We start from the raw sequence: 25,179 nt of genomic DNA, 5'->3' as shown, positions 1-25,179 counted from the left end.
ACGCAAGCCGGCCGAAAGACCGAATGCCGCGTCCCCCCACCCGCGGCCTGGCCCGCCCCCCACCGGAGCCTCCGCCCTCGACCGACGAGCCTCCTCCCTCGCCCCTCGAACCGCGCCTCCCTGGCTCCCCACCACCCCTCCGCGCCCCTCCCGTTCCGACGAACCGCGCCTCCCCCTCCAGCCGACCTCCGCGCCCTGGCTCCGGCGAATCTCTCCCTCGCGCGCCACCAATCTCCGCTCCTCCCTGGGCGACCGTGGTAGAGGCGCCGCATGTTGGAGCAAGGCCGCTGGCTCTTCGCTCAGGCCGCCAAGGCCGTGCCTCCCCTCCCCTTGCCCGTCCCCGAGGGCCCGTCCCTCGCGGAGACGCTGTTCAAGGTCGCCCTCCCCATCGTGGCCTACGTGGCCATCGCCCCGGTGCTCTGGCTCTTCTTCCGGCGCACCTGGCGCGAGCTGGACGTCGAGGCCCACGAGCACCAGCGCCGCACCCTCGCCGCGGGTCAGTACGATTACCGCCCCGCCGTCCTGTTCACCATCACCGCCCTCGTCCTCACCCTCCAGCATTACTTCGGCGGACGCGACTTCTTCGGCGACCACATCAAGCCCTGGCTCCGCGGCGTCGAGCTGGAGCAAGCCCTCCACCCTGGCGGCCTCGGGCAGTACGTCTCCCTCCGCAAGTACACGGAGCTCTACAGCTACGGCTGGTGGACCTTCACCCGCGTGCTCGGCTACGTGGTCATCCCCTTCGTCACCTGGAAGATCTGCTTCCGGAAGGACAGCCTCCTCGACATGGGCCTGCGCGTCCGCGGCCTGCTCAGCCACGCCTGGATCTACGGCCTCTGCCTCGCCGTCGTCGTCCCCGCCGTGTTCATCGTCGCGAGCTCGCCCGACTTCGGCAACTACTACCCCTTCTACAAGCAGAGCTCCCGGTCCTGGTTCGACTTCATGGTCTGGGAGGCGATGTACTTCCTCCAGTTCTTCGCCCTGGAGATCTTCTTCCGCGGCTTCTGGCTGTCGGGCCTCCGGCGCACCATGGGCTCGGGCGCGATCTTCGCCATGATCGTCCCGTACTGCATGATCCACTTCGGCAAGCCGTACCTGGAAACCGCGGGCGCCGTGATCGCCGGCATCGCCCTCGGCTCGCTGGCGATGCGCACGAAGAGCATCTACTCCGGCTTCATCGTCCACGTCACCGTCGCGCTCTTGATGGACGTCCTCTCCCTCATGAACCGCAACGCCATCCCGAAGGTCTTCTGGGCCCCCTGATCCTGCGCGTCGCGCGCCACGTCAGCCCCGCCTGGCCTCATCATCATCCGACGTGAGGGCGGAGGCGCAGTGCCGAGGGAGCTGCACTGCAAGATTCCTCCATGGTAACGTGCTGGTGCACACCATGGGACGCGCCGAAACCGAGTCCGGGCTGCCGTGAACCACGGTTGGTGCGCCGAGGGAGGCCGCGATGCTGACGAATGACTGGGTCGAGTTCATCAAGAACGTCCTGTCGCCGTCAGCCTTCAACGAGGTCGCCCTCGCCACGCTTCGTGCGCTCTACGGGACGCCCGTCCTGCTCGCCGACGGTACGGGAGACGGCGGCGCCGATGCCTGGATCGAGTTCCAGGCAGGTAGAAAGCCTGTCCAGCTCCACTCCGGCCTCAAGGAGGCCTGGGACGTGAAACTTTCGGGGGCGCTCGACAGATACGAACTACTGCGGACGAGCGGCCGGCTGTTCTTCGTCTGTGCCCAGACACCAGCCGCTCCGGAGCCAAAGCTCGCGCAGCTCGAGATGAAGTACGGCGTCGTGATCAAGTTCTACGACGCGCGCAGCATCGCATCGCTCGCCGCTGAGCCCGACAGGTATCCCGAGGTCTATGCCGTGCTCGCGCGCATCATCGGCGCCTCGGCCGCCAGAGCCACACCGCGCCCCTGGAGCCCATCCGTGGACGCGCGCCTGGCTTTCACCTTCTTCCACGAGAATTCGGGCGACTTTCGTGCCGAGGTCGCACGCAGCGTACTCGCGGCATGTCTGTACCGGACCAGCACACCGATCTCGGTCGACGCGCTGCTGAGCCATGCGGTCGATGCGGCGGGGATCGGTACGTCGGTTCGGCGCCTGTTTCGCCGGGAACTCGATACCCTCGCGGCCGAGGGCCTCGTCGAGGTACGTGAAGCCGAGGTCGCCGCGACCCGCACGCTCGCGGCGCGGACGAAGGCGGCCCTGGACATCCAGGCCGCCGCTGCCGAGCGCCTGCGCGAGGACTGCATCGAGGCGCTGGAAGGGCGGATTCACGATGCCGAGCGGCGCAGGAGCGCCGTGGACGACGTCTTCGACGATCTGGGCCTCCTCGTACGGGAAGTCCCCCCCAGCGCACTGACCGGGCGCACCTCGGAAGAACTCACGAGGCGCCTCGACCGGGTCGAGCGGCGCCTTGCAGATCATCTCATGCCGCGAGGAGGCACCTCCAGCGAGGCGCTCAAGGAGCTCGTCGACGTCGTATCGGCGTCCCCCTATGGCAAGGCCCTCGGAGCGGCAGAACTCTTCATCCAGATGACGAGCCGCGAGAGCGACGAACTCGCCACGGCGCTCACGCACGGCAACGATCTCACGATCTGGCTGGATGCTTCCGTCGCTCTCCCGATGCTGTGCGGCATGTTCGATCGGGTCGCGCACGGCTGGACCACCTCGGAGAGCGCCGTCGAACTCCACCAGGCGCTGCGCAAACGCGGCATCATGGCCGTCATTCCGAGCGTCTACATCGAGGAGATGGCCGCACACCTCCTGGAGGCGGCACGCCGATACCGCTCCTTCATCGGCGTCGACGAGGACCTGGCGCGCTCCGAGAACTTCTACGTGGCGCATTTCCACGCCGTGGCGCAGCGCCGGAGCGAGCCCGCAACCCTCGTGCGCTTCGACGAGTTCTTGCAGGATCTTGGCCTTCCCCACGACTGGGAGAGCGACAGGTGGTCACAGGAGCCGCGGCGCCTGCGTCGCGTCGTCGAACAGTCGCTGGAGACCCTCGCGAAACGCTACGAGATTGGTTCCCAGCGAATCGTATCGACGGAAGCCGTGGCGCTCCAGGACGAGCCGAGGCGAAGCGACATCGTCTTGCGGCACGACCGCTGCGTCGCGCGCGAGCTGGAAGAAAAGGTAGGTTCAGCGGGTGGGGGTGTGCTGCTCTGCTCGGAGGATCAGTGGTTCATCGGCGTGCTCGCCGCGAAGCAACTGCTCGCGCTCCACCCCGCCGCGCTGCTCGACGTGGTGCAGATCGTGCGTCCACGCGACGAACCGAGGCGACTCGCCTCCATGCGCGAGCTGGCCGCCACGTTCTCCGAGCGGGCGCTCTCCCGGGGCGCCGCCGTCTGGGATCTCCTCGCACAGCTCGAAGCGCCGCAGCTCTCCGACCGAGAGCTGCTACGGCGAGCCAAGGACTTCAAGTCCGCATGGTTGCGGCGCACCAACCGCGAGACACTGCCACGCGCTGCCGACTGGCAACGCTTCAAGGTGACAGGCAGCTTCGACGCTTGACGGCAGCGCCCTCCGCAGCCACGCGCTGGCAGCCGGCGACCGCCGTGATGAGCGCCCACCGAGCGCCTGCCAGCCTGGCACCGACCCGCGTTCCTGCGGCGTGCCGATCCGGCACGGAACGCCCACGACGCGACAAGTTGGCAACCCGCCCGGATCGAGGTGGCGATCCTTTGCGCGACCCACCGGACAGCTTCTATCCTGAAGCCACCCCGTGAAGCCCGGCACCACCGCCCCCCGCCCTCGCGCCGCCGAACCTCGCGCCGCCGAACCTCGCGCCGCCGCACCTCGCGCCGCTGGCGGCCGCGCGCGCCTCACCCGCGCCGCCACGGTGCTCGGCGCCCTCGCGTTCTGCGTCTCGCTGTGCCCCGGCCGCGCCGAGGCCGACATCTACATGTACACCGACGCGGACGGCGTCACCCACTTCTCCAACCGCGCCGGCGCCGACCCCAAGTTCAAGCTGTACCTCAAATCCCAGGAGCGACGCGGCACCTCGCGGAACGGCATCACCCCCACGCTCCCCAGCGATCGCAGCCTCGATCGCTTCACCCGCTACGACGCCTGGATCCGCCAGGCGGGGACGCTGTACCAGATCCCCGAAGAGCTGATCCGCGCCGTCATCAAGGTGGAGAGCGACTACGACCCGCGCGCCGTGTCCCCCGCCGGTGCGCAGGGCCTGATGCAGCTCATGCCGCCCACCGCGTTGCGCATGCAGGTCCGCGATGCCTTCGATCCACGCGAGGCCATCTTCGGAGGCACCCGCTACCTCCGCGTGCTGGCCAACGTCTTCAACGGAGATCTCGATCTCACCATCGCCGGGTACAACGCCGGCGAAGGGGCGGTCCTCCGCTACAACGGAATTCCGCCTTACCAGGAGACGCAGACCTACGTGACCCGCGTCCGTACGTACTACGCCCGCTACCGCGCGAACCGCGACGCCACCGCTGCGTCGACCGAACCCTGAGCGGCACTTCGCCGCACCCGTCACAACGCGTCGCGCCACGCATGACGCTCCTCGTCGTCGCCCACCCGCTCCCCGCGCCGACTCCATGCGCCGCGCGTCACGACCCGAAACCAGGCTAGAACCCCTGGAACCGGCGGATCTCCTGGACCTTCGGACAGGGGTTGTGCAAGTCGAGCCGGCCCACTAGAACCCGTAAGACACCACGTTTTCCGAAGGGCGAGGGCCACACCACATGACCGCCACCACCCCCACTCCTCTCATCGAGCTGGGCACGAAGCCGTCCGGCATCGTGCCGCTCAAGCCGCCCGTCGACCCGGCGACGCTGCGCCACAAGAACTTCATCGACGCCCCCGACTGGCGGCGCATCCCCGCGTACGCCGACGTCACCGAGGAGCAGTTCCTCGATCACAAGTGGCAGTCCAAGAAGTCGATCACGCGCCCCGACAAGCTGCTCGACGCGCTGCGCTCCCTGGTCTCCGAAGAGTTCATCCGTGACGCGACCGAGGGCTTCCAGCGCGCGCCCATGAGCTTGCGCGTGTCGCCCTACATGCTGTCGCTCATCGACTGGAACGACCCGTACGACGACCCGCTGCGCATCCAGTTCATCCCGCTGGCGTCGCGCCTCTTGCCCGACCACCCCAAGCTCGGCCTCGACTCGCTCCACGAGCGCGCGGACGCCCCCGTCCCTGGCCTGACGCACCGCTACCCGGACAAGGCGCTCTTCCTGCCGCTCGACACCTGCCCCGTCTACTGCCGCTTCTGCACGCGCAGCTACGCGGTGGGCATCGACACGGAAGAGGTGGAGAAGACGCATTTCCGCGTCGACGAAGCGCGCTGGAAGCAAGCGTTCGAGTACATCGCCTCGCGCCCCGAGCTGGAGGACATCGTGGTCTCCGGCGGCGACGCCTACAACCTGCGGCCCGAGCAGATCACGCTCATCCTGACCACGCTGCTGGAGATGCCCAACATCCAGCGCATCCGCGTGGCCACCAAGGGCCCGGCCGTCATGCCGCAGAAGATCCTCACCGACGACGAGTGGGTCGACGCGGTGACGCGCGGCGTGGATCTCGGGCGCAAGCTGCACAAGGAGGTCGTCCTCCACACGCACTTCAACAACCCGAACGAGATCACCGGCATCACCCGTGACGCGATGAACCGCCTCTTCGAGCGCGGCATCACCATCCGGAACCAGTCGGTGCTCCAGCGCGGCGTGAACGACACCCCCGAGACGATGAAGCTCCTCGTGAAGCGCCTCGGCCAGATCCACGTGCATCCCTACTACGTGTACGTCCACGATCTCGTGCAGGGCGTCGAAGACCTGCGCACCACGCTGGAGACGGGCCTCATGCTCGAGAAGCACGTGCGCGGCACGACGGCGGGCTTCAACACCCCGACCTTCGTCGTCGACGCCCCTGGCGGCGGCGGCAAGCGCGACGCCCACTCGTACGAGTTCTACGACCGCGAGACGGGCATCTCCATCTACCAGGCCCCGAGCGTGAAGCCCGGCCAGCGCTACATCTACTTCGATCCGATCGACCTGCTCCCCCCCGAGGGCCAGGCCCGCTGGGCCGATCCCAGCCAGCACCAGGTGATGATCGACGACGCCCTGAGCCGCGTGCGCGAGCCGGGCCGCGGTCGCCCCGACTGACGTCACAGGCCCTCGCCAGCCTCTCCTTACGTCTCTCTCCTGGCGCGACACCCTCGCGCCCCTCTCACCCACCTCGGAAGCCAAACGAGCACGTCGCCGTCTCGGCGCACCGTCTGCGCCGCCGCACGTCCACCGCGCTCGCCAGCGGTGTCAGTTCGCTTCTTCGCGGATCGGCGCGGAGACAGGAGCGGCTTCGTAGAGGGCGAGGGCGCCTCGCAGCTCCTTCTTCACCCGCTCCACCAGGTCCGGCGGCTCCACCACGCGCGCGGTCTCGCCGAAGCCGAGCACCCAGGTGGTCAGCTCGGTCGTGTCGCCGATCTCCATGGTCAGCCGCACGCCGCCGCCAGGCAGGCTGGTGATCTTCTGCGAGGGGTGCACGTTACGCGTCCGCACGAACTCGGTGACGCGCTCGTCGAAGTCGATGATGACGCGCCGGGGCTCACCACCGCGCCAGATGCCGAACTGGCCCTGGAAGTGATCGTCGATGGAGAAATCCTCGGGCAGATCGAAGCGCTCGGTCACGGCGCACTCGGTGTCGCGCATCCGGTCGAGGAGGAACGTGCGCAGCTCGCCCTTCTGGGCGTGGAGGCCGACGCAGTAGATGGCGTCCTTGTAGAGGACCAGCGCGTAGGGGTGGATGGTGACGCGCTCCTCGGAGCCCTTCGCGCGACGGTAGCGGCAGCGCAGCGGGCGGAGATCGGCGACGGCCTGGAAGAGGTCGTCGAGTTCCTCGGTCTTCGAGGCGTAGTCCTTGGGCGCGAAGGGCAGGTAGAGGAAGCGCTCTTCGAGGCGGGCATCGGCGACGCCCGCGTTGGCGCCACGGCCCGGGCGGCGGGCCACACCGAGGAGCCGCTGGGTCGCCAGGTCGATCTCCTCGAACAGGGTGGAGCCGCGCATCGGCTCGAACAGGCGGCGGGCCGCGAGGAGTGCGTACGCCTGGGTGCGGCGCATCTCGACGCGGCGCGGGGCCTCGCTCGGCGAGAGCCGCCAGAGGCGAGGCCCGCCAGGGCGCACGGGCGCGGAGATGAGGTCGAGCTCGCGCCGCACCTCGGCCAGGTAGCGCCGGAGGGAGCGCGGCGTGACGTCGAGCTCACGCGCGAGATCGTAGATGGTCAGCCCCGCCGGATGCTTCTGGAGCAAGCTGCGGAGAGCATCGAGGCGACGGTGCTGGGTGAACGGCCCGCGCGGGCGGCCACGGACCGCGCGCTTGGCCCCGCCGTCGTCGAAGGGAGAAGACGACGAGTCCGGGTCGAGGTCGTCATCCTCCGCAGCCGACGGGGCGAAGCGCTGCGACGCAGGCCCCGAAACGCTGCCTTGCGTCCGCGCCGCAGGCGCCGCCGACGTGCGGGCCTTGGCGGTCCCCGCTGCTCCCGCGCGCACACCATCGCGTGATGGCGGCGACGAGGAGGTCCGAGGCCGCGGAGGCGACGTGCTCGAGCTGGAGAACGCACCCCCAGGCCGGGACTTCTTCGTCGCAGGTGAGGGCGCGCGGGCACTGGCGTGACCGGTGCGGGAGGCGCGGGGCATCCCTGTGGGCTCTACTTCAAGGGGCCGCCTCGTCCAAGCACTATCCGGGGTGCCGCGAGCGCCGCTTCAGAGCTGGCTCACACTCTTCCCGGCCGCCACGAACCGCGTCTGCACCCGGTCACCACGACCCACGCCAGCACTGGCACGAACGACATCCCTCGGCGGCAATCGCATCTCGCTACCAGCAAGGCAAACGCCTCCTCGGACCGCGAGCCATCACCCAGGACACGACGCCGACCCCAGGTCGCGCCACGGACCGCTCCGCGCCACGAGCAGCCACGACACCTGGGCGTGAGTCGCCCCACACTGCGCCTTCCCTTGAATGAACGCGACGCTCCCGACCCTCCGGCGCGTCCAGCAACTCGTGAGCGCAACGGTCCGCGGTCCATCCGACCCCGCCCGCGAAGACTGGAGAGGAACGAGGAATGAGACCGCCATGAAGCGCTGTCCCTACCCCTTCGAAGGACCCGCTCTGGATCCGTCTGCCCCTGGTGGGTCGAGGGCCGCTGGCGAGCGCGACGCGTGGTGGCCCCGGCGGCACGGGATGCAGCGCATCGACCGGTCATCTCCACGCCCGAACCCGTGGTCCCTCTCCGCGTCTCGGCTCGCGTGATGTCGCGAGTTCTCGTGCTGTTTGTGCCCGATCCTGGTGCGTTCGAGACTCGGAGACCCCCCTCAGCCACCTGACCCCCTCGAGATAAAAATTCAGAGAACTCCTGAGTCACCTGACCCCCTCGAGATAAAAATTAGGAAATCTCCTGAGTCCCTTACGAGTGCAGAGATAAAAATTAGGGGAATGCCTGAGTCCCTCTGACCCCGACGAGACAAAAATTCAGAGAACTCCTGAATCCCTTACGAGTGCAGAGATAAAAATTAGGAAATCTCCTGAGTCACCTGACCCCGATGAGATAAAAATTAGGAAATCTCCTGAGTCACCTGACCCCCTCGAGATAAAAATTCAGAGAACTCCTGAGCCTGCTACTGCTGTAGCAGTACAAAAATCGGACAAATCCTGAGTTCCCTCGAGCGCATGAGTGACCTTGGGGGATGGCGCCTCCACATCACAGGAACTCTCCTCGGGAGGTGAGGCGGTTCGGCTCACGCTCTGCGGGGCCACACCTGACCGGATACGCGGGGGGTGCTGGGGCACGGGAGGTCGACACCGGGGCCGACCAGGGTGCGCTCCTGGGTGCGCCGTGGGCAGCCGTGGAGGGGTGGGGAGATCCGTGGGTGACGGGTGGGGGGTCGAGGCGCCCGTTCCGCACGGGGAAGGGCGCCTTTTTTCGGTGAAAACCGATGAAAAGCACCTGGGACCCCGCTTGTGGGCGATCCAAAAGTCGTGAGAGCATTCCAGGCTCGGGAATAAAAAATCATCTGGGGATAATCAGGTCGATCCGGCTCCAGATGACTCCTGATCGCTGCGCACCAGAGAGGGCCGGCAGCTCATGACGAGAAGCACACACCGTTGGAGGGCTCAGGTCCCTCGTTGGGCGATGACCGTGGCGTTGGCTGGGGTGGCGAGCGCGCTCACGGCGCTGGTCTCCTCGCCGGCCCATGCGCAGTACGACTGCAGCTCACCGAACCCTGCGCACTGGCCACCGCCGGCGAAGCCTTACTTCATGCTGGCGATGGACACGTCGGGCTCGATGACCATCACGGTCAACGGGAACAACTCGTGTGCCTACCCGAACGACCGGCTGGGGCACGGGCGCTGCGCCATCCGCAAGACGGTGCAGGCCTTCAGCGGGCAGGCGAACTTCGGTCTCGCGACGTTCGCGCGGCGGATGCTGACCTGCACGGGCAACCAGTCGCCGTGCCAGTTCATCAACCCGAACCCGTTCACGCACCTCTGCACGTACGCCGATCTGCCGAACAACAGCGGGGGGGATCAAGGGAACCCGAACAACGGGGCCGGACTCACCTGCGACAGCGGCTGCGGGTGGGAGCCGACGCCTGGCGCGCCGAACTCGTCGACGCGGCGTGGCGCGAACATCCTGGTGCCGCTGCCGCAGGACATCGGACTCAACCCGCCGAGCAACGTGGCGGATCTGCTCGCGTACGTGGACAACGACTGCTCGGACAACCGGGAGCTGTTCGCCACGGGCTGCACGCCGCTCAACGGCATCCTCCGCGGGCTGCACACGTACTACCAGGACCAGTGGCAGTTGCCACCTTCGGGCCCCCCGACGTACCCCTCTCCGCTGACGAGCACGGCGAACGGGGAGCGTGGGTGTCGCTCGGTGAACGTCATCCTGGTGACCGACGGGGGCGAGACGTGCGACCAGCCAGCGGACGCCGTCGCGGCCGCGGCGGCGCTGTACAACGGCTTCACGAAAGACGGGATCTTCTGGCGTGTGCGCACGTTCGTCATCGACTTCGGTGACGCTGGCGACGCGGCCAACCAGATCGCGAACGCTGGTGGGACGTTCTCGGCCCAGCGCGCGACGAACGAGGCCCAGCTCAGCATCGCGCTCTCCAACATCATCAGCGGGTCGGTCGCGCCGGAGGTGTGCGACAACGTCGACAACAACTGCAACGGGTGCATCGACGAGGGCTACCGGCACTACTGCAACGTGAAACCCGCCGGGCAGTGCTGCGCGTGGGCGACACCGGCCCAGCGCACGACGTGCCTCAACAACTACACGGCGTCGATCACGTCGGCGAACCCTGGCGGGAACCTGGCCTTGCTGCCCTGCACCACGGTGCCGCAGTCGCAGAACCCGATCACCGGGCTCTGTTACAACCCGGGGGAGATCTGCGACGAGGCGGACAACAACTGCCAGTTCGGCGTGGACGAGGGGATGCTCAAGTGCGGCAGCCCGCTGCAGTGCCCGTCGCCAGAGGTCTGCGATGGTCGCGACAACGACTGCGACGGCGCGATCGACGAGGGCCTGAACGGCTGCAACCTCTGCGTGCCGAGCGTCGAGGTGTGCGACGGGTGCGACAACGACTGTGATGGCATTGCGGACAACGGGATCGCGCCCGTCGCGTGCGGGCTCGCGAGTCCGCCGAACTGCGCGGGGACGGCTTCCTGCACGCCACAGGCGGTGCCGTATCCGGGCGCGTGCGTGCCGGGTGGGTTCAGCCAGTGCAACAACAACCCGCAGGCAGAGATCTGCGACGGCATCGACAACAACTGCAACGGCATCGTCGACGACCAGGTGCCGCCCACGGCCTGCGTGCCGCCAGGTGCGCCGCCTGGGCTGGTGTTCGGTGGGACGAGCCAGTGCCGACAGGGTTCGCAGCCGTGCAACGGCGTGTGCCAGGGCTACGTCGGGCCCAGCCCGGAGATCTGCGACGGCATCGACAACGACTGTGATGGGCTGATCGACGAGGATGTACTCGGCGTCGGCCAGTCGTGCGGCATCGATCAGGCGCCCTGCCAGGCAGGGACCACGGCGTGCGTCAACGGAGTGCTCGTCTGCCAGGGGGGTGTCGGGCCACAGCCCGAGGTCTGCGACGGCGTCGACAACAACTGCGATGGCGCGATCGACAATGCGCCGCTCGCGGACGCGCCGCCTGCGGGCCAGACGGGATGCTGGAACATGCCGGGCAACTGCTGCCAGTGGCCTCCGGGCTCGCCGAGCGTGACGTGGTGCCCGCCGGCGGGCGCGTCGTGCAGTGGCAACGGGAGCCTGGCGCCGCCGTGCAACCGAGGCACGCTGGTGTGCTCGGGCGGCGGGTGGCAGTGCCAGGGTGGGACGCTGCCGTTCGCCGAGGTGTGCGACGGGGTCGACAACAACTGCAACGGGCAGATCGACGAGGGGAACATCCCGCAGGTCGGGTTGCCCTGCGGCAGCGACGTCGGCGAGTGCGTGCCAGGGACGCTGGCCTGCGCGGGCGGCGTGCTGTCCTGCGTGGGGAGTGTCGGGCCGCAGACGGAGATCTGCGATGGCCTCGACAACGACTGCGACGGGCAGACCGACGAAGACGCGCTGGTGGGTGGACCTTGCCAGCCGAGCTACGACACGACGCTCTTCCCGGGGGTGCGCACGGCAGCGCCCTGCATGCCCGGGGTGCTCCAGTGCGATGCGAGCGGTGCCGCGGTCTGCGTGGGCGGGGTAGGCCCGCAGCCCGAGGTCTGCGACGGCATCGACAACGACTGCGATGGGATCATCGACGAGCCTGGGCCGGCGCCCGACGGCATCACCGGCCAGGGGGTGATCGGTCAGCCGTGCGGTGAGGCAGTCGGGACCTGCTCGCAAGGGGTCTACGTGTGCCTGAACGGGAGCGTCCAGTGCCAGGGAGGGCAGCTCCCGCACACCGAGCTCTGCGACTGCCAGGACAACAACTGCGACGGCATGGTCGACAATCCGCCCGCGGGTGGGTCGCTGTGCAGCGCGGGCAAGGAGTGCGTGCAAGGGCCCAACGGCTGCGGATGCGCGCCGCCGTGCGCCAGCGGCGAGTTCCCCTGTCCGCCAGGGCAGCGCTGCGTGGAGGCCACGAGCAGCCCTGGAGGCGCCACCGGGCACTACTGCGTGCCGGATCTGGAACTCATCTGCGGCAACTGCGCGACCCGGACGGTGACCGGCGCGGGCAACCACGTGGTCTGCGCGCCCGCGGGTTCCGCCGCGTCGCAGTGCGGTCAGGTGCCAGAGTGCGTGTGCAAGGGTCAGAATGGGTGCCAGGAGCCGTGCTTCGGCGTGGTCTGCAGCCCAGGGCAGCAGTGCGCGCGGATCGGGCCGCACGCGGGACAGTGCGTGACCGACGTGAGCTGCTGGTCGATCCCCTGCACGGGTGGCTGCGCCGAGGCGTGCCACGACGGCGTCTGCCGGACCAATCCCTGCGTGCCCACGTCGGGTGAGACGGCGCCCTGCCCTGCCGATCAGGCCTGCAAGCCGAGCACGGACTGGTCGAGCGCGGAGTGCATCCCGTCGTGTGTGGGGGTGAGCTGCCCTGACGGGCAGGCATGCCAGCAGGGGGAATGCCAGGTCGCTTGCACGCCGGGCTGCACGGCCGGGCAGGCCTGCGACACGACCGCGACACCGCCGGCCTGTGTGCAGTGCCCCGCGGACTGCGCCAGCGGGTGCTGCAACGCCGCTGGCCAGTGCATCGACTGCCCCTGCTCGGGCGTCATCTGCCCCGAGGGTCAGATCTGCCGCGAGGGGAGCTGCTTCGAGGGCGAGATGTCGTCCGGGGTCGGCGGCTCGGGTGGCTCGAGCAGCAACGGGACCGGGACGGGCGGCGCGACGTCCACCAGCTCGGGCGGCCCGAATGGTCAGGGCGGCGACGAGGGCGGCGTCTGGGGCCTGCCCACGGGCGGCGGCGGATGCAGCTGCGAGGTCGGTCCCGGCGCCGGGGAGCGTCGCGGATGGGGCGGGCTCGCCGGGGTCGGTCTGGCCCTCGCGTTCGCGCTGCGCAGACGTCGAGATGCGCGCGGGGCGCAGGAGGTGGTGCGATGAGCCGCGTCTCGAGTCGTTGGCTGAAGCGCGGGTTGTCCTTCTGCGTGAGCGGGTGGGGCTTTCTGGCGCTCTCCCTGGCGGGGCTCTCGAGCACCACGGGATGCAGCAACCCGGCGTACTGCTTCACCGACTGCCCTGGGGACACCACCACGTCCTCGGGGACGCAGGGCACGGGCGGTAACGGCGAGGGGGGCTGCTTGTTCGGCTGCGGGGACGGCGGCAACGGCGCCGACGGTCAAGGCGGCAACGGCGCTGGCAACTGCATCCCCGACGATCCGCCCAACGAGGTCTGCGACCTCCGCGACAACGACTGCAATGGCCTCGTCGATGACATCCCGGGCATCGACTACGAAAGCCTCACGTCCTGCGGCACCTGCAGCAAGAACTGCCTCCAGGAGCTGCTCAACAACGACCTCGGCACCATCCAGTGCATCCCCAGCCAGAACCCGGGCACCACCCCGGGTCAGTGCGTCGGCAGCTGCGCCGCCGACTACCACGACCTCGATGGCAACGGCTCCTGCGAGTACTACTGCCTCGGCGGCAGCCAGCCCGAGAGCATCTGCAACAACATCGATGACGACTGCGATGGCCTCGTCGACGAGGAGGTCAACTACTGCGACAGCGTCACCGACTGCGGCGCCTGCGGCTACGCCTGCAACGTCCTCCACGGCACCCCCACCTGCGTCAACAATGGCGCCTCGCCTTGCACCCTGCTCAACACCCACTGCGCCATCGACGCCTGCGATTGCACCGGGCCCGGCAACTGCTGGCACGATCTCGATGGCGTCTACGCCACGGGCTGCGAGTACCAGTGCTTCCCCACCGGACCCGAACTCTGCGGGGACGGCATCGACAACGACTGCGATGGCCTCCTCGATGGTGCCGACGATCTCAGCCAGGATCCCGCCATCGGCGTCGCTTGCCAGGGCGGCGTCGAGGGCGTCTGCGCCGACCCCGCCCACGCCGGCGTCACCGCGTGCGTCAACGGCCTCGTCGCCTGCATAGGCCCGGACGTCATCGTTCCCAACCAGCTCCAGGAGAGCTGCAACAACCTCGATGACAACTGCGATGGCGTCATCGACAACAACCCCGTCGACGTCGGTGGCGCCTGCGGCGTCAGCAACATCTTCCCCTGCTCTCTCGGCACCTTCCAGTGCGTCAACGGCGCGCCCTCCTGCATCGGCGCCGTGCCCCCGGGCCTCGAGATCTGCAACGGCATCGACGACGACTGCGACGGCATGATCGACTTCACCGTCGCCACCAACTCTCCGCCCTCCGACGTCGGTAACCCGTGCGGGGTCTATCCCCCGCCACCGCAGGGCGCCACCAGCCCCTGCTCCGCTGGCGCCACCGCCTGCATCGGCGGTCTCATCGCCTGCCAGGGGGCCGTCGGACCGCTCGCCTCCTCCGACACCTGCGGCATCGACGCCAACTGCGACGGCACCCTCACCAACCAGCCCAACCTCAACACCGACGTCGCCAACTGCGGTGCGTGCGGCAACAACTGCTATGCGGGCGCCGTCCACTCCATCCAGGCCTGCGTCAACGGCGTCTGTCAGTCCCAGGGCTGCCAGCCGGGCTACTGGGATCTCGATGGCGACGGCCTCTGCGAGTACGCCTGCACCTTCACCCAGGCACAGGAGGTCTGCAACGGCGTCGACGACAACTGCAATGGCCAGATCGACGAGGGCGTCATCGCTCCCTCCCCCGTCCAGGTCTGCGGGGTCAGCCCCTCCGCCACCAGGCCCGAGTGCACCTCCGGCGTCACCGTCACCTGCAACAACGGCGCGTGGCAGTGCGCTTTCCCGCCCGGCGTCTGCACCGGCGGCAACTGCGCCGCGACCCCCGAGGTCTGCGACACGCTCGACAACAACTGCAACGGCGTCGTCAACGAGAACTTCCCCAACTGGGGCAAGCCCTGCAACAGCGACGATGGGATCCAGCCCGGCCACGGCGCCTGCCGCACCACGGGCACCTACGCCTGCACCAGCCCCACCACCGTCGCTTGCAATGCCGTCAAGGCCGACTGCGCCACCCTCCCGGGCGGATGCACCGAGCTGTGCGACGGCATCGACAACGACTGCGATGGCCTCGTCGACGAGACCTTCAACAACAGGGGTCAGAACGCCACCTACTTCGTCCGACCCGCCGTGACCCGGATCGGGGCGAACAGCTGGATCCACTCGTACGAGGCGAGCCGGCCGAGCGCGACGAGCACGGACTCGGGGCATGGGAACGGCTACTGGACGCAAGCCATCGCGGGCGCGACGCGCGACGCGACGCCGGCTTGCTCGGTGCCGGGTCGGCTGCCCTGGTTCAACGTCAGCCCCGACGAGGTCCAGCAGACCTGCACGGCGATGGGTGGCACCATCTGCTCCCTCGCGGACTGGCAGACGGCCTGCCGCGCCACGGTGAACTGCGCGTACGGCTACGCACCTCGCAACAGCGGCGCGGCAACGACCTGCACCACGCCGGCCGTCGCCGGGACGAAGTACTGCAACCTGGGGTCGACGTACGACTTCGATCCCGTCACGCCGGGGATCCAGGACGGGCTGCTGCCGGGCGCGTCGAGCGCGCTCCAGAGCTGCTGGGCCGACTGGTCGGGCCTGCAAGGCAACACGCCGGCGTCGGAGCGCATCTTCGACATCACCGGCAATCTCTGGGAGATCACGGTCAAGCCCGGCGGGGCGTTCGGCCTGATGGGTGGCGCGTTCAGCACCCAGAACCAGGAAGCGGCGGGCTGCGACTTCACCTTCTACACGGTGGAGCAGGGCTTCAAGTTCTACGACGCCGGCTTCCGCTGCTGCTTCTCCTCCAATCCCACCCAGTAACGCACCTCCGCCTCCGGCCGGGTGTTTCGCACCCGGCGGACGCGCCGCGTCGACATCCGACCGGAGCGCCCGCGACGAGTCACGGCGTGTCTCCACGCATCGCCACGAACCGCCGCGTACGTCGCCACGCGCCGCCATGAACGTCGCCACGCGCCCTCGTGTGCATCGACGCGCTCGAAAGAGCGTGAATCATGGCCCTCTCACCCTTGTAGGTCGTGGCGAGCCGTGGGACGATCCACCCTCGCGCCCTTGCCTCCGTTGCAGAAACTCCGGCGAGTTTCGCTCAGCGGGGGCGTTTGACCACGCGGAGCTCCCAGCGATGGCTCGCACTCAGTACCCGGTCCCGCGCTCTCCGAACCTGCGCTCGTCGATCCCTCGTCTCTTCACCGCCACCACGTTCGGGATCGCTCTCAGCGCGCTCTCGGGCTCCGCTTCGGCACAGTACGATTGCTCCTCGCCCGATCCGACGCGCTGGCCGCCCGCGTCGAAGCCGTACTTCATGCTGGGGTTCGATACCTCCGGCTCGATGGCCGATACCGTCACGCAGAGCGGCTTGCCCCACCCGGACAGCTGCCAGTTCGGGACGAACCGGCTGTCCCACGGCCGGTGCGCGGTGCGGAACACGGTGCAGGCCTTCAGCGGGCAGGTGAACTTCGGGCTCGCGACCTTCGCGACACGGATCATCAGCTGCAACAACGCGGCGTCGTGCCCGTGCACGAACGACACGAACGCTTGCTTCTCCGGGTGCAGCTACGGCTGCTTTCCGCTGGAGCTCCAGACCCGCCCCCCCTGCACCGGCTGCGGGGGCATCTTGAACAACGACCCCACGACCTCCGCCGGCGCGTACATCCGGGTGCCGATGCTCCGGGATCACTTCTGGAGCCAGCCGCCAACGGCGCCGAATGTGAACACCATGCTCAACTGGGCAGACAACAGCTGCGGTCAGGGCAGCTTCCCGCAAGGCGGCCAGGAGCTGTTCGCGAGGGGCAACACGCCGCTCAACGGGATGCTGCGGGACATGTTCCGGTACTACTCCGGGACGTGGGTGCCGCCGGATGGGAGCGTAGCGCTGCCGTCACCGCTCGCGGCGGAAGATCTCGCGGGACCCGGGGTGAACGGTGGGACGGGGTGTCGCTCGGTGAACGTCATCCTGATCACGGACGGTGACGAGACCTGCGACACGCACCAGGACGCGGTCAACGCGGCGGCGGCGCTGTACCAGACGGGGGTCACGGTCGGCGGCAAGAACTTCAAGGTCCGCACGTTCGTCATCAACTTCGTCGGTGGGAGCCCGGCGAACGCGAACGCGATCGCGGCGGCGGGTGGGACGGGCAGCTCGCACTTCGCCACGAACGAGGTGCAGCTCTCGCAGGCGCTGGCGACCATCATCGCCGGCGCGACGTCGCCAGAGGTCTGCGACAACGTCGACAACAACTGCAACGGGTGCGTCGACGAGGGCTACCAGCATTACTGCAACGTGAAGCCCGCGGGGCAGTGCTGCGCGTGGTCGACGCCGGCCCAGCGCACGACCTGCATCAACAACTACACGGCGTCGATCACGTCGGCGAACCCTGGCGGGGACCTGGCCTTGCTGCCCTGCACCACGGTGGTGCAGTCGCAGAACTCGAGCACCTGGCTCTGCCACAACCCCGGCGAGATCTGCGACGACGCGGACAACAACTGCCAGGCCGGCGTGGACGAGGGGATGGTCAAGTGCGGGAGCCCCTTGCACTGCCCCATGCCCGAGGTGTGTGACGGCGCGGACAACAACTGCAACGGGCAGATCGACGAGGGCGGGGTCTGCGCGGCCTGCGTGCCGAGCCCCGAGGTCTGCGACGGGTGCGACAACGACTGTGATGGGATCGCCGACAACGGGATCGCGCCCGTCGCGTGCGGGCTGGCGAGCCCGCCCAACTGCGCGGGGACGGCGACGTGCACGCCGCAGCCAGTGCCGCAGCCGGGCGCGTGCGTGCCGGGTGGGTTCGGCCAGTGCAGCAACAACCCGCAGCCAGAGGTCTGCGACGGCATCGACAACAACTGCAACGGCATCGTCGACGACCAGGTGCCGCCCACGGCCTGCGTGCCGCCTGGCGCGCCCCCTGGGCTGGTGTTCGGTGGGAACAGCCAGTGCCGGCAGGGTTCGCAGCCGTGCAACGGCGTGTGCCAGGGCTACGTCGGGCCGAGCCCGGAGATCTGCGACGGCATCGACAACGACTGCGACGGGCAGATCGACGAGGATGTGCTCGGCGTCGGTCAGTCGTGCGGCATCGATCAGGCGCCCTGCCAGGCAGGGACCACGGCGTGCGTCAACGGGGTGCTGGTCTGCCAGGGGGGCGTCGGGCCTCAGCCCGAGGTCTGCGACGGCGTCGACAACAACTGCGATGGCGCGGTCGACAATGCGCCGCTCGCGGATGCACCGCCCGCGGGCCAGACGGGGTGCTGGAACATGCCGGGCAGCTGCTGCCAGTGGCCTCCGGGCTCGCCGAGCGTGACGTGGTGCCCGCCGGCAGGGGCGTCGTGCAATGGCAACGGGACCCTGACGCCGCCGTGCAACCGCGGCACGCTGGTGTGCTCGGGCGGCGGGTGGCAGTGCCAGGGCGGGACGCTGCCGTTCGCCGAGGTGTGCGACGGGGTCGACAACAACTGCAACGGGCAGATCGACGAGGGGAACATCCCGCAGGTCGGGTTGCCCTGCGGCAGCGACGTCGGCGAGTGCGTGCCAGGGTCGCTGGCCTGCGCGGGCGGCGTGCTGGCCTGCGTGGGGAACGTCGGGCCCAGCCCCGAGGTCTGCGATGGCCTCGACAACAACTGCAACGGGCAGATCGACGACGGGATCCCCTCGGGTGGACCGTGCACTCCCTACTACGACACGACGCTCTTCCCGGGTCCGCGTACGGCAGCGCCGTGCTCACCGGGGGTATTCCAGTGCGATGCCAACGGAGATGCGATCTGCGTGGGCGGGGTGGGCCCGCAGCCCGAGATCTGCGACGGCATCGACAACGACTGCGATGGGATCATCGACGAGCCAGGACCGGCGCCCGACGGCATCACCGGCCAGGGGGTGATCGGTCAGCCGTGCGGTGAGGCGGTCGGGACTTGCTCGCAGGGCGTCTACGTGTGCCAGAACGGCAATGTCCTCTGCCAGGGGGGCCAGCTCCCGCACACCGAGATCTGCGACTGCCAGGACAACAACTGCGACGGCACGGTCGACAACCCGCCCGCGGGTGGGTCGCTGTGCAGCGCGGGCAAGGAGTGCGTGCAAGGACCTGGCGGCTGCGGGTGCGCGCCGCCGTGCGCCAGCGGCGAGTTCCCCTGTCCGCCAGGGCAGCGCTGCGTGGAGGCCACGAGCAGCCCTGGGGGTGCGTCCGGGCGCTACTGCGTGCCGGATCTGGAGCTCATCTGCGGCAACTGCGCGACCCGGACGGTGACCGGCGCGGGCAATCACGTGGTCTGCGCGCCCGCGGGCTCCGCCGCGTCGCAGTGCGGTCAGGTGCCCGAGTGCGAGTGCAAGGGCCAGAACGGATGCCAGGAGCCGTGCTTCGGCGTGGTCTGCAGCCCAGGGCAGCAGTGCGCGAGGATCGGGCCACACGCGGGGCAGTGCGTCTCCGATGTGAGCTGCTGGTCGATCCCCTGCGCGGGTGGCTGCGCCGAGGCCTGCCACAATGGGGTCTGCCAGACGAACCCCTGCGTGCCCACCTCGGGTGAGACGGCGCCCTGCGCCGCCGATCAGGGCTGCAAGCCGAATACGGACTGGTCGAGCGCGGAGTGCGTGCCTTCCTGCGTTGGGGTGAGCTGCCCCAGCGGGCAGGCGTGCCACCTGGGTGAATGCCAGGTCGCTTGCACGCCCGGCTGCGCGGCCGGACAGGCCTGCGACACGACCGCGACACCGCCGGCTTGCGTGCAGTGCCCCGCGGACTGCGCGAGCGGGTGCTGCAACGCCGCTGGCCAGTGCATCGACTGCCCGTGCTCCGGCGTCATCTGCCCCGAGGGTCAGGTCTGCCGCGAGGGGAGCTGCTTCGAGCGCGACGGGTCCTCCGGGGTCGGCGGCGCGGGTGGCTCGAGCAGCAACGGGACCGGAGCGGGCGGCGCGACGTCCACCAGCTCGGGTGGCCCGAATGGCCAGGGCGGCGACGAGGGCGGCGTCTGGGGCCTGCCCACCGGCGGCGGTGGATGCAGCTGCGAGGTCGGTCCTGGAGCGCTGGAGCAGAAGGGGTGGGGGGGCCTCGCCGGGATCGGTCTGGCCCTCGCACTCGCACTGCGCAGACGTCGAGATGCGCGCGGGGCGCAGGAGGTGGTGCGATGAGCACGTCGTCCTTCGTCACTGCGCAGGGGGGTCGGTGGTCCGCAATGAAACGGGGCTGGCTGTCGCTCGCCCTCGCTTTCACGGCGGTGGTCTCCGGGGCAGGCGCCGCGGGATGCAACAACCCGGCGTACTGCTTCACCGACTGCCCTGGGGACACCACCACGTCCTCGGGAACGCAGGGCACGGGCGGCAACGGCGAGGGCGGCTGCTTGCTCGACTGCGGGAACGGCGGCAGCGGCGCCGACGGTCAGGGCGGCAGTGGCAACTGCATCCCCGACGATCCGCCCAACGAGGTCTGCGACCTCCGCGACAACGACTGCAATGGCCTCGTCGATGACATCCCCGGCATCGACTACGAAAGCCTCACGTCCTGCGGCACCTGCAGCAAGAACTGCCTCCAGGAGCTGCTCAACAACGACCTCGGCACCATCCAGTGCATCCCCAGCCAGAACCCGGGCACGACTCCGGGTCAGTGCGTCGGCAGCTGCGCCGCCGACTACCACGACCTCGATGGCAACGGCTCCTGCGAGTACTACTGCCTCGGCGGCAGCCAGCCCGAGAGCATCTGCAACAACATCGATGACGACTGCGATGGCCTCATCGACGAAGAGGTCAACTACTGCGACAGCGTCACCGACTGCGGCGCCTGTGGCTACGCCTGCAACGTGCTCCATGGCACCCCCACCTGCGTCAACAATGGCGCCTCGCCTTGCACGCTGCTCAACACCCACTGCGCCATCGACGCCTGCGACTGCACCGGGCCCGGCAACTGCTGGCACGATCTCGACGGCGTCTACGCCACGGGCTGCGAGTACCAGTGCTTCCCCACCGGACCCGAACTCTGCGGGGACGGCATCGACAACGACTGCGATGGCCTCCTCGATGGTGCCGACGATCTCAGCCAGGATCCCGCCATCGGCATTGCTTGCCAGGGCGGCGCCGAAGGTGTCTGCGCCGACCCCGCCCACGCCGGCGTCACCGCGTGCGTCAACGGCCTCGTCACCTGCGTCGGCCCGAACGTCATCGTCCCCAACCAGCTCCAGGAGAGCTGCAACAACCTCGATGACAACTGCGATGGCGTCATCGACAACAACCCCGTCGATGTCGGCGGCGCCTGCGGCGTCAGCAACATCTTCCCCTGCTCTCTCGGCACCTTCCAGTGCGTCAACGGCGCGCCCTCCTGCGTCGGCGCCGTGCCCCCGGGCCTCGAGATCTGCAACGGCATCGACGACGACTGCGACGGCATGATCGACTTCACCGTCGCCACCAACTCTCCGCCCTCCGACGTCGGCAATGCGTGCGGGGTCTATCCCCCGCCACCGCAGGGCGCCACCAGCCCGTGCTCGGCGGGAACCACCGCCTGCGTCGGCGGCCTCATCGCCTGCCAGGGGGCCGTCGGACCGCTCGCGTCCTCCGACACCTGCGGCATCGACGCCAACTGCGACGGCACCCTCACCAACCAGCCCAACCTCAACACCGACGTCGCCAACTGCGGTGCGTGCGGCAACAACTGCTATGCGGGCGCCGTCCACTCCATCCAGGCCTGCGTCAACGGCGTCTGTCAGTCCCAGGGCTGCCAGCCGGGCTACTGGGATCTCGATGGCGACGGCCTCTGCGAGTACGCCTGCACCTTCACCCAGGCACAGGAGGTCTGCAACGGCGTCGACGACAACTGCAATGGCCAGATCGACGAGGGCGTCATCGCTCCCTCCCCCGTCCAGGTCTGCGGGGTCAGCCCCTCCGCCACCAGGCCCGAGTGCACCTCTGGCGTCACCGTCACCTGCAACAACGGCGCGTGGCAGTGCGCTTTCCCGCCCGGCGTCTGCACCGGCGGCAACTGCGCCGCGACCCCCGAGGTCTGCGACACGCTCGACAACAACTGCAACGGCGTCGTCAACGAGAACTTCCCCAACTGGGGCAAGCCCTGCAACAGCGACGATGGCGTGCAGCCAGGTCATGGGGCCTGCCGCACCACGGGCACCTTCGTCTGCAATGGTCCGAACGCCGTCGCTTGCAATGCCGTCAAGGCCGACTGCGCCACCCTTCCGGGTGGCTGCACCGAGCTGTGCGATGGCATCGACAACGACTGCGATGGCCTCGTCGACGAGACCTTCAATGACAAGGGCCAGAACGCCACCCACTTCGTCCGGCCCTCCGTCACGCGTGTCTCGCCGACACGCTGGATGTACCGCTACGAGTCGAGCCGCGCGAACGCGCTCGCGACGGATCCGGGCAGCGGAAACGGGTTCCACTGCTCGGGGAACGGTTGCACCGGCGTGCCGACGGCCCCCAGCGGTGTGACGCTCGATCGGACACGCTCGTGCTCGGTCCAGAACCGGCTGCCCTGGTTCAACGTGACGCCCGTCGAGGCCGAGCAGACCTGCCAGGCCGTGGGCGGGTTCCTGTGCGACACGTCGCTCTGGACCACGAGCTGCCAGGCCGGGGCCAACTGCACGTGGGGCTACAGCCCGACCGGGACCACCTGCACGACGGTGGCGACCACGTCGAAGCGCTGCAACCTGGGGCCGACCTTCGATACGGACCCGAGCTTGCCAGGTGATCAGGACGCGCTGCTGGTCACGGGCTCTCCGTTGCTGTCGAACTGCTGGGCCAACTGGGGCGCCGGGGGCAATCTCTTCGACATCACCGGCAATCTGCGGGAGATCACGAAGAGCGGGCCGAACACGTATCCCTTGATGGGCGGCGCCTTCAACACGGCCGCGGAGAACGGGGCGACGTGCAGCTTCCGGTACTACACGGTCGATGAGGTGTTCAAACTGTTCGACACGGGCTTCCGCTGCTGCTTCTCGGCGGATCCGACGCTCTAGCGCAGTGCAGGTGGTCTCACGGCCACCTGCGGTTCGCCTGCCGCCCGGGGGGGTTCACCAGGGGCTGTCGCGCAGGGTGCGCTTGTACGTGTCCTTGTAGAGGTCGTGGCATTTCTTGCAGCTCGTCTTGGCGCCCTCGATGTCGCCAGCCTTCGCCTTGGCCACGCCGTCGTTCGAGATGGTCACCCACTCACCCATGCCCGGCGGGGGCTTGGTGGCGACGTAGGCGAGGGCCTTCGCGAGCTTCTCGGGGTCGCCACTCGAGGTGGCAGGACCCAGCACGCTCTTCATCCAGCCCTGCATGGGGCAGGATTTCTGGCCCTTGGCTCCACAGGCGAACTGCTTGGCGGCGGTCACCGGTGAGGCCGTCGTGGAGGGGACGACCATGGGGAGCGCTGCCCCTGCCGAGGAAGGCGCGGAGGCGGTCGCAGTGAGGGAGGAAGGACGGGACGAGGGAGAAGGCTCCAGGGACGGGGGCGGTGCTTCTGAGGGGGCTTCCGGGGGGGACGCCGTGGCAGCGGCCGGTGCGAGCTCGGAAGCCGTCGCAGAGGCCAGAGGAGCCGAGGAGCCGGCCGATGTCGGCCCTTGCAGAGCGGTGGGAGTCTCGGGAGGCGCTTCCGTCGGGTCACAGCCCAGGCCGTGGGCCAGGAAGCAGGTCAGCAGCCAGGAGAGCTGCAGAGAGAGGGTCCTCATGCGATCGTGCCGCGAGGGTCGCACGGATCGACCCTGAAGCGACCGTCGACCGAGGGCGCTCGGTTACTGCGGCTCCGGCGTGGTCCCCACGGGAACGGTGCCGCCGGTGGCGATCCACTCGAAGTTGTCGATGAGGGCCGTCGAGTCGTACTGCTGGTCGCCGGTGTCCCAGATCGCGAAGCGGAGAGAGACCTCCTGTCCGCCCTTCACGGGCGCCGTGGTCGCCAGCCACCCCGTCGCGCCTGCATCGTCCAGGGTGTCGAAGCCGGTGCCGAGGAGATCGGCGATGCCCAGGGGGCACCCTTCGCAGACATCGAAGAACGCGACGTTGACGCTGACCGGGTTGCCCATGCTGTCGAACGAGATGTTCCCGTTGGCTGCACCTGCGGGGGCCGGGTTCATCAGGGCAATGAACTGGTCATTGTAGGACATGCAGACGAATTCGGGATACTCGAACGAATAGAAGCGGAAGTTGAATCGCAGGCCCGTCGCATTGGAGGGCGCCCTCATGTGGACCTGGAGGCCGACGTCATCGTTGATGCTGCTGCCGACCGGGCACCCCGTCACGCTCTGCGGGAAGCCTGAAGGCGCCGTGCCCAGGCCGTGACCATTGCAGCTCTCGGTCGTGCAGGCCCCCGTCTGCCCCGGGAGCCTGGCGCGGCCGGAGGAGATGGCCAGCATGCGATCGCCACCGCGGGGCGAGACATTGGGCCCGAAGTTGGGCTGAATGCCGTACTGATTGGTGGGCGCGGTCAGAGGAGTGCCGTTCGCTCGCACCCAGGCCGCACCGAGCAGGCCCCAGTCCCGGGGGCCTTGCGCATTTCGGCAGATGTCGAGGGCGCGCACGGCGCTCATGGGGTCGGGGTCTTCGACGAGGAGGTTCTCGTCGCAAGTCCCCGCAATGTTGTCGATCTCGCCATCGCAGTCCTCGTCGACGGGATCGGCTCCTTCCGCCGTCATGACCTCCATCGCGGCAGGGTTCACGTTGGGGTCGCAGTCGTTGCAGTCCTCGGGATCGGCGAAGCCATCACCGTCGTCGTCGACGCCGGGGGTATCGATGCACGGAGGCTGAGACCCCCCGCCGCCCGAGCCCGTCTCGATGGCGATACCGCCTTCACCAGAGTCTCCTCCCGCTGCGCCGTGACCCCCTTGCGAGGTCCCGTCGCTGGATGTGGTCTCGGACCCTCCGAAGGAGTTGTCGCCCCCCTTCGTCGCCGAGCACGCCGCGAAGACGCCGAAGACTCCAGCAATACCAAGCATTTTTAGTGCGAATCGCGACATCGAGGCCTCCGGTAGGGCGATGCAAAGCATGTCCCCAGGACAGGGGCCACGTGGGTAAGCAGCATACGTCTACGCCTGCGAATGTCGAGCGTGCACAGCGGGCGGATCTTTAACGTTTGTGTCGAGCGAGAACTCGAGAACGCGAGCAGGAATGCTCGACCGCAGCCGGAGAGCGAGCTCCCGGATGA

11 protein-coding genes are annotated in these 25,179 nt (G+C 68.7%); 8 read left to right on the top strand and 3 right to left on the bottom strand.

The window, feature by feature from the left end:
• Positions 1-270: 270 nt before the first annotated feature.
• The 4 genes from CMC5_RS19265 to CMC5_RS19250 all read left to right on the top strand — a co-directional run bounded on the left by CMC5_RS19265 (position 271) and on the right by CMC5_RS19250 (position 6,126).
• A complete protein-coding gene (locus CMC5_RS19265; RefSeq protein ID WP_156338729.1) occupies positions 271-1,263 on the top strand; it encodes a CPBP family intramembrane glutamic endopeptidase in 993 nt (330 codons plus the stop codon).
• A gap of 190 nt (positions 1,264-1,453) precedes the next feature.
• Entirely contained in the window at positions 1,454-3,517 is a 2,064-nt protein-coding gene (locus CMC5_RS19260) for a hypothetical protein (RefSeq protein WP_050431801.1), read from the top strand.
• 211 nt (positions 3,518-3,728) lie between these two features.
• Positions 3,729-4,478 carry a lytic transglycosylase domain-containing protein gene (locus CMC5_RS19255; RefSeq protein ID WP_169796596.1) on the top strand — a complete coding sequence of 250 codons (750 nt, stop codon included), beginning with the start codon at positions 3,729-3,731 and terminating at the stop codon, positions 4,476-4,478.
• 232 nt (positions 4,479-4,710) lie between these two features.
• Positions 4,711-6,126, top strand: coding sequence for a KamA family radical SAM protein (locus CMC5_RS19250; RefSeq protein ID WP_050431800.1), 1,416 nt, complete (start codon positions 4,711-4,713; stop codon positions 6,124-6,126).
• 150 nt (positions 6,127-6,276) lie between these two features.
• Here the strand turns inward: CMC5_RS19250 and CMC5_RS19245 are convergent, their stop codons facing one another.
• Positions 6,277-7,506: a helix-turn-helix transcriptional regulator gene (locus tag CMC5_RS19245; protein WP_245678514.1), complete on the bottom strand. Its 1,230-nt coding sequence runs from the start codon at positions 7,504-7,506 to the stop codon at positions 6,277-6,279.
• Between the two features lie 1,640 nt (positions 7,507-9,146).
• Here CMC5_RS19245 and CMC5_RS19240 point away from each other — a divergent pair.
• The 4 genes from CMC5_RS19240 (at position 9,147) to CMC5_RS19225 (ending at position 23,017) form a co-directional block, all read left to right on the top strand.
• Positions 9,147-13,055 (top strand): MopE-related protein, encoded by a 3,909-nt coding sequence (locus CMC5_RS19240; RefSeq protein WP_050431798.1) that lies wholly within the window; start codon positions 9,147-9,149, stop codon positions 13,053-13,055.
• Entirely contained in the window at positions 13,052-15,886 is a 2,835-nt protein-coding gene (locus tag CMC5_RS19235; RefSeq protein WP_050431797.1) for a MopE-related protein, read from the top strand. The genes CMC5_RS19240 and CMC5_RS19235 overlap by 4 nt, the downstream gene beginning before the upstream one ends.
• A 319-nt stretch (positions 15,887-16,205) precedes the next feature.
• Complete coding sequence (locus tag CMC5_RS48560) at positions 16,206-20,189, top strand: MopE-related protein (RefSeq protein ID WP_169796595.1); 3,984 nt, start codon at positions 16,206-16,208, stop codon at positions 20,187-20,189.
• Positions 20,186-23,017, top strand: a complete 2,832-nt coding sequence (locus CMC5_RS19225; protein WP_050431795.1) for a MopE-related protein — start codon at positions 20,186-20,188, stop codon at positions 23,015-23,017. Before CMC5_RS48560 ends, CMC5_RS19225 begins: the two co-directional genes overlap by 4 nt.
• Positions 23,018-23,071: 54 nt before the next feature.
• Here the strand turns inward: CMC5_RS19225 and CMC5_RS47660 are convergent, their stop codons facing one another.
• Together CMC5_RS47660 and CMC5_RS19215 are read right to left on the bottom strand one after the other, a co-directional pair.
• A complete protein-coding gene (locus CMC5_RS47660; protein WP_245678513.1) occupies positions 23,072-23,710 on the bottom strand; it encodes a hypothetical protein in 639 nt (212 codons plus the stop codon).
• Positions 23,711-23,773: 63 nt separating this feature from the next.
• Positions 23,774-24,991 (bottom strand): choice-of-anchor L domain-containing protein, encoded by a 1,218-nt coding sequence (locus CMC5_RS19215; RefSeq protein WP_156338726.1) that lies wholly within the window; start codon positions 24,989-24,991, stop codon positions 23,774-23,776.
• Positions 24,992-25,179 lie beyond the last annotated feature (188 nt).

Origin of the sequence: Chondromyces crocatus (assembly GCF_001189295.1) — a bacterium.
Taxonomy (GTDB): Bacteria; Myxococcota_A; Polyangia; order Polyangiales; family Polyangiaceae; genus Chondromyces; species Chondromyces crocatus.
The sequence above is the reverse complement of the archived record's forward strand: the minus strand, read 5'-3'. Positions and strand labels throughout refer to the sequence as shown.